The 6,762-nt window shown below is 59.6% G+C and carries 5 protein-coding genes and 1 pseudogene; 2 read left to right on the top strand and 4 right to left on the bottom strand.

Features of this window, described 5'->3' with window-relative positions:
* Positions 1-438 (bottom strand): 50S ribosomal protein L25/general stress protein Ctc (locus EN884_RS20015; RefSeq protein WP_128360698.1); only part of this gene is annotated, 438 nt, incomplete at its 3' end.
* 249 nt (positions 439-687) lie between these two features.
* A complete protein-coding gene (locus EN884_RS20010; RefSeq protein WP_013529996.1) occupies positions 688-1,722 on the bottom strand; it encodes a methyltransferase in 1,035 nt (344 codons plus the stop codon).
* 295 nt (positions 1,723-2,017) lie between these two features.
* Here EN884_RS20010 and EN884_RS20005 point away from each other — a divergent pair, with 295 nt between their 5' ends.
* A complete protein-coding gene (locus tag EN884_RS20005; RefSeq protein ID WP_032808605.1) occupies positions 2,018-4,024 on the top strand; it encodes an EAL domain-containing protein in 2,007 nt (668 codons plus the stop codon).
* Positions 4,025-4,067: 43 nt separating this feature from the next.
* Here EN884_RS20005 and EN884_RS20000 read toward each other — a convergent pair whose 3' ends face one another.
* Positions 4,068-4,496, bottom strand: a complete 429-nt coding sequence (locus EN884_RS20000) for a MarR family transcriptional regulator (RefSeq protein ID WP_013529998.1) — start codon at positions 4,494-4,496, stop codon at positions 4,068-4,070.
* A gap of 151 nt (positions 4,497-4,647) precedes the next feature.
* Here EN884_RS20000 and EN884_RS19995 point away from each other — a divergent pair.
* Positions 4,648-5,504, top strand: a pseudogene (locus EN884_RS19995) (alpha/beta hydrolase).
* A gap of 68 nt (positions 5,505-5,572) precedes the next feature.
* On the opposite strand, the gene EN884_RS19990 reads toward EN884_RS19995, so the two are convergent.
* On the bottom strand, positions 5,573-6,762 hold a 1,190-nt coding region (locus EN884_RS19990), incomplete at its 5' end, for an MFS transporter (RefSeq protein WP_164895067.1).

Genomic DNA, 6,762 nt, shown 5'->3' with positions numbered 1-6,762 from the left:
GAATTCCGGGATCGCATTGGCCGGGCAGTGGAACTCGACTTCGTGACGCACGATGTTGAGTACGCCGCCGCGCTTGATGCCGGGCGACTTGTCCTCGTTGATGAAGTGGACAGGCACGTCGACATTGACTTCGGTGTCCTTGCCGATGCGCAGGAAGTCGACATGGACAGGGAAATCCTTGACCGGGTCGAGCTGGAAGTCCTTCGGCAGGACCTGGATCTTCTTGCCGTCGACATCGATCGTGGCGATCGTGGTCAGGAACCCGCCGCCATGGATCTTGTAGTAGATGTCCTTGTAGGTGAGCGCGATAGCCAGGGGAGGCTGCTTGTCACCATAAATTACTGCAGGCACTTTACCGTTGCGGCGAACTGCACGGGCGGACCCCTTACCGACCTGTTCGCGTGCTTCGGCCTTGAGCTCGTAAGTGTCGTGGCTCATGGCATTTCCTTTCGGTTTGTTCTGGAGCGCTCACGGTGGGCAGAGTGCCTGGACCGTAAACGTCGAAAGCCGACATACCCATGCATGATCTGGTCCGAAAACCGGAATCCACTTTTCGGGATCATGCGGGAAGGCGGCCTTCCGCCGCGTTGCCTCCAAGGGTGTCTACGCGGGTGGCGGCTCTATAGCGGAAGGCGGCCGGAGGTGCAAGCCAAAGGCACGACCGGCCTGGTGCAGCCCAGACGGCCGCTATCCGCGCTTTTCGATGACGGCATAGAGCACGTTGCGGTTCTCGCCGAAGAATACCTGCGCCTCGACGGTGTTGCGGTCGACGCTGGCATTGACGATGTTCCACATATCGACCTCCGATCGCAGCAGCAACACCCAGTCCATGAACGTCTCCCGATACCCCGCGTCGGGGGTGCCCTCGGCGTAGTTGGCGAACAGGAATGTTCCGTTCGGCTTCAACATCTGCAGGCAGGTCTTCGTGAGTTTCACCGCGACGTTGTGGGCGAGGTAGTCGTAAAGGCCGGAGGCGTAGATGAAGTCGAATTTGCCGAGCTTGTGGCCCCGCGTGAGCACGGTTCGCACCGAGCCGTCGATGGCTTCGACGGCGGTGCCCTGGAAGTCGCGCGAGATCAGCCCAACGCTCTGGGGATCCTGGTCGAGCGCAACCCAGCGCTTGAGACGGCCCTCCGTCAGGGCGACCGAACGATTGGCTTCCCGCAAATGGCCGGCCGCGATCGCCAGAACCTCGGTTTCCGGTCCGTTCTTGGCCGCGATCTCGTCGACATATCGGGTCAGGAGGTCGCGTCGTTCCCGGGCCGCGACGCATGACGGTACGTTCTGGGTATGGCTATAGAGTGCTTTGCCGACCTCCGAGGCGTTCGCCACGCTCTCTGCCACGTGCGGATCACAATAGATGTAGTCGAGCAACTGCGCGTCGCCGGAATAGCCCCTGGGTTTGGTGAAGGACCAGTGCGTCAGTGGATCCTCGAGAAAATACTTCAGGATCGGATGGTTCTGCGCGACCGGTATCAACGCATGCCAGACGTCGGGATGAACCTTGGAATGCAGGCCATTGAGGAAGGACAGCAAGCGGCCGACGATCTCGGCCGGGTTCTTGTCCTGTTCGACCTGCTGCTGTGTCGCGTGGAGAATGAGGGCAAGCTCCGCGCGCGCGGTTTCGAACGCTTCGCCATGATGCTCGATCTTTCCCCGAGGCAGCGTGCCGGCGAGCATCTCGGCAGTAATCAAGCTTTTGCCATCAAGAACGGTCTGCACGCCATCACTCCATAGTTAACAGTCGGTTAACTTATTGCGTAGAATGCTCCCTTTGCCAATGTCGGGCCGACGGCATTTTAGGTTTATGATTAATTTCCCGCCAACCATGTTCGTTGGTTAATCAGTTTCCGAGCCGGATTCCGGGTTCGAGTTAACGGAAACTTGTCTTGCGCGATTGCATTTGTTTGCCCGGCGTTCGCAATCGCCGTCGCGTCCCAAGGAGCCGGCCCGCGTGGGGGCAGAAGCTGGAAATGAGTTCGGAAAACAAAATCCCTTTCAAAAGGGGTCGATTGTGATGAACGAACACGTGTCATCCGCATTGGCCGATACGGTTGACGCTGAGCCGTACGAGCCGCGCTACGAACTGGGGGCCGACGAACTTCGCGCCCTCTACCGCACCGAAGCCCGGGCGACGCGAAGAGGGGAGGCCAGGCCAGGGCTTTGGATCGCAGTTGCGATCTATCTCTTGTTTTCGGCAACGGATCTGCTGCTGATCCCGGATGTGGCCGCCTATACGATCACGGCGCGCTTCGCGGTCGGCTTGAGCGCGCTTTTGATCCTGGAAGCGCAGCTTCGCCACGGCGTCGGGACGGAATGGCTCGACGTGACCTGCGCCGGGGCCATCATCTTTGGCTATGTTGGTTGGCTGTGTCCGGCGATTATGGGCGCGGACAAGGAAAGCGTCTCTTACTATATGGTCTTTGGGACCATATTCATGATGAGCGCCAATCTTTTCTTTACATTCAATTTCAAGCTTTCTATCGTAACCTCGACAATAATCTTATGTATACTTTATATCGTAAATTACTTTGTTCCCTCAACTCTCATATACAAAATGGTATTTGGGGCTTTCTATGTTTCTTGTTTCACGTTCACCTCATATGTGAACTGGAAACTGAATGAGGAACGCTACAACGTCTTCCTGAACGCCCTGGAAGCCAAGATCCAGCACAATGAGGCGACCGAACGCGGCAAGGCCCTGCTGAGGTTGTCGCGGACCGATCCGCTCACGGGTCTGGAGAACCGGCGCGCGATCGACGAGAAGCTGCGAGACTACTGGAACGATTGGCAAAAGGTCGGCACCAGCTTTGGGGCGATCCTCATCGACGTGGACTTCTTCAAGAAGTTCAATGACTGCTACGGCCATCAGGAAGGCGACCGCTGCCTGATCCATGTCGCCAATGCCCTTAGCGATATGATCAAACAGTATAATGGCTCCATCGGCCGCTATGGCGGCGAAGAGTTCATCGTCCTGGCTCGCATGGAGAAAAAGGAGCAGATCCTGGACATTGCGGAAGCCATTTGTAGCACGGTGGAGAACCTGGCTCTGACGCACGAACTGCGGCGCGACGGCGTCTCGATCGTAACGGTAAGCGTTGGCGCCGCATTCACCCGGACGCAGACCGGGGCCAAGCTGGAGAAAATCATTCACGAGGCCGATCGCGCTCTCTATCTGGCAAAAGCCGGCGGCCGAAATTGTGCCCGGCTGTTCGATCCAACCGACCCGCAAAGCAGTGACGAGAGCGAGAACATTGCGGCTTTGCTGAAGATCGCGATCGGCCAGAATCTCGTTTCACTCGTTTACCAGCCTATCCAGGATGTCAAATCGGACCGGGTTGAAGCGGTGGAGGCTCTGATGCGCCTCAAGATGCTCGACGGCACATCGGTTCCGCCGAGCCTGTTCATTCCGGTCGCCGAACGGACCGGCGCGATCCTGGAACTCGGGCGCTGGGCGATAAGGACAGTGTGCGCCGAACTGCTGGCGGACGACCACGTCCGTGTCGTCAGTGTCAACGTCTCCCCGATCCAGCTCAAGACACCGGGCTTCGCGACGTCGGTCGCGACCATTCTGGGCGAGACCGGCGTCGCAGGCAGCAGGCTGGCCTTCGAGATCACCGAAGGGCTGGAGATGGAGATGCACTCCGACATCCTGCGCTGCATCAGCGACCTGAAGCTGCTCGGGATCAAGATCTGGCTTGATGATTTCGGGACCGGCTTCGCGGGTCTTTCGTGGCTTCGCCTGATCGATTTCGATACGGTGAAGATCGATCGCTCGTTTCTGCATGACTGCAGCTCCCCGAGCGGCAAGGCGATGCTGCAGGACATTATCACCCTGGTTCGAAATCGCGGCCACAAAATCCTGGTCGAAGGGGTGGAGACAGACGAGCAGATGGCCCTTATGCGCGAATTCGGCATAGACAAGATCCAGGGCTTCCATGTCGGCCGTCCCGCTCCCGCCGTCAGTTTCCAGGCAAAGCGAGCCATGCGCAAACGGCCATTTGCCGTGCTTAAGTCCGCATGATGGTGGCCTCTTCCGACGTTTGGCTAGCCGTCGTCAAGCCGTGCTAGCGGTCGCCGGTCAACGCGGCGCGTAACGCCTGGATCTGCCGGTTCAGCGCATCGAGCTCAGTCAGCGTCATGCCCGAGCGTTCGACCAAGGCTTCGTTCAGGCAGTTGCATTGGACAAGCAGTGCGCGCCCGGCTGATGTCAGATCAACCTGCACCTGGCGCTCGTCGGTCTGGCTGCGCTGGCGGGTCACCAGCCCGGCCTGCTCCATTCGCTTCACCAGCGGCGTGACGGTGCTCGATTCCAAAGCGAGCCGATGGGCGATGGTGCCGACCGACATGCCGTCGGCCTCTCCAAGCGCGTTCAACACCAGGTACTGGGGATAGGTGATGCCCATCTCGTCCAGCATCGGCTTGTAGGTGCGGTTGATGGCCATGCTGGTGGCATAGAGCGTGAAACAGAGCTGATTGTCCAACGGGAGAGGCACGGCGCATTCCTTTTGCCAATGTGGGCATCAAATCGATACCACGAAAAATGATATCGCGATACATATTTTTGTGGACAAGGGTTTTAGGCCGCGTTAGCTATATCGATATCGCGATATTGTTTATCGCGAAAGTAACCAGAAGGAGATTGAGATGACCTCGCAAACCAAACCCAGCTCCGGCAGCGGCATGATCACCACCAGGGACGGAACGCAGATTTACTACAAGGACCGGGGACCGGGCAGCCTGTCGTCTTTCATCACGGCTGGCCGTTGAGCAGCGACGATTGGGACGCCCAGATGCTGTTCTTCGTGTCACAGGGCTACCGTGTCATTGCCCATGATCGCCGAGGCCATGGCCGCTCGACCCAGACGGATATCGGCAACGAGATGGACACCTATGCCGCCGACGTAGCGGAACTCGCAGCCCATCTGGACCTCAAGAACGCCATCCATGTCGGCCATTCGACCGGCGGCGGCGAAGTGGCGCGTTATGTCGCCAAGTATGGCGCCGGCGGCCGTGTCGCCAAGGCGGTGCTGATCGGCGCGGTGCCGCCAATCATGCTCAAGACTGCCGCCAATCCCGGCGGCCTGCCGATCGAAGTGTTCGACGGCTTCCGCTCCGCGCAGGCAGCCAATCGCGCCCAGTTCTTCCGCGACGTTCCATCAGGTCCGTTCTACGGCTTCAACCGCCCGGGCGCAGAGGTATCGCAGGGCGTCATCGATAATTGGTGGCGCCAGGGCATGATGGGCGGCACCAAGGCGCATTATGATTGCATCAAGGCCTTTTCGGAAACCGACTTCACCGAGGATCTGAAGGCGATCGACGTGCCTGTGCTGGTCATGCACGGCGACGACGACCAGATCGTTCCCATCGCGGACTCGGCGCTGCTGACGATCAAGCTGCTCAAGAAGGGCGAGCTCAAGGTCTACAAGGGCTTCCCGCACGGCATGGCCACGACCCATGCAGACATCGTCAACGCCGACCTGCTGGCCTTCTTCAAAGCATAGGCCGTTGGAACGAAAAAAGCACCCGCCGTCTGGCGGGTGCTTTTCCTTGCGTGGGTTTCAGGCCTGATCTAGGCGGCCGCCTGCGCCTTGCGCGCTTCCTTCATGTTGGGCAGGAACACGGTCAGCAATCCAAGAAACGGCAAATAGGAGCAGATCTGGAAGACGAAATCGATGCCCTTCATGTCGGCGACGACGCCGAGCACGGCCGCCGCGATGCCGCCCATGCCGAAGGCGAAGCCGAAGAAGATGCCGGCGATCATGCCGACGCGACCCGGCACGAGTTCCTGCGCAAAGACGACAATGTTGGAGAAGGCCGAGGAGAGGATCAGCCCGATCAGCACCGTCAGCACCATCGTCCATTCCAGATTGGCGTAGGGCAGGGCGAGCGTGAAGGGCAGCACGCCGACGATGGAGAACCAGATCATCGCCTTTTGCCCATAGCGGTCGCCGAACGGGCCGCCGAGCAGGATGCCCAGCGCCGAGGCGCCGAGGAACAGGAACAGCATGACCTGGCTCATCTGCACAGAAACGCCGAACTTATGCATGGAATAGAAGGTGTAGTAGCTGGCGAGGCTGGCGATGTAGGCATTCTTGCTCAGAACCAGCAGTGTCAGCACGATCAATGCATTCATCACCTTGCGGCGCGGGAAGGGCGAAACGAAGCTCGCCGCCTTGCGGGTGCCCTGCGCGGCACGCAGCCGGCTGTACCAGCCGCCGACCTGCCACAAAACGATGATGCCGATCAGCGAGCCGACGGCGAACCAGGAAATGCTGGTCTGGCCGAACGGCACGACGATGAAGGCCGCCAGCAGCGGCCCCATGGACTGGCCGAAATTGCCGCCCACCTGGAACAGCGACTGCGCCAGGCCGAAGCGGCCGCCGGAAGCGAAGCGGGCGATGCGCGAGGATTCCGGGTGGAAGATCGCCGAGCCGATGCCGATCAGCGAGGCACCGATCAGCAGCAGCGAATAATGCCCGGCATAGGCGAGCACGATCAGGCCGATCAGCGACGACGCCATGCCATAGGGCAGCGAATAGGGCATCGGCCGCTTGTCGGTGATCATGCCGATCAGCGGCTGCAGCAAGGATGCGGTCACCTGGAAAGTGAAGGTCAACAAGCCGATCTGCCAGAAATCGAGGCCATAATTCTCTTTCAGGAGCGGGTAAATGGCCGATAGCAGCGACTGCATGATGTCGTTGATGCAGTGGCAGAAGCTCACCGCCAGGATGACGGTGAAGGCCGTCGCCTGGGCTGAGG

Origin of the sequence: Mesorhizobium sp. M7A.F.Ca.AU.001.01.1.1 (assembly GCF_004022735.1) — a bacterium.
GTDB classification, from domain to species: Bacteria; Pseudomonadota; Alphaproteobacteria; order Rhizobiales; family Rhizobiaceae; genus Mesorhizobium; species Mesorhizobium ciceri.
Note: the sequence above shows the minus strand (reverse complement) of the source record. Positions and strands in the feature narration are given on the sequence as shown.

Excerpts from the sequence above, each read along its gene's own strand:
- EN884_RS20005 (WP_032808605.1), top strand. The coding sequence starts at position 2,018 with ATGAACGAACACGTGTCATCCGCATTGGCCGATACGGTTGACGCTGAG.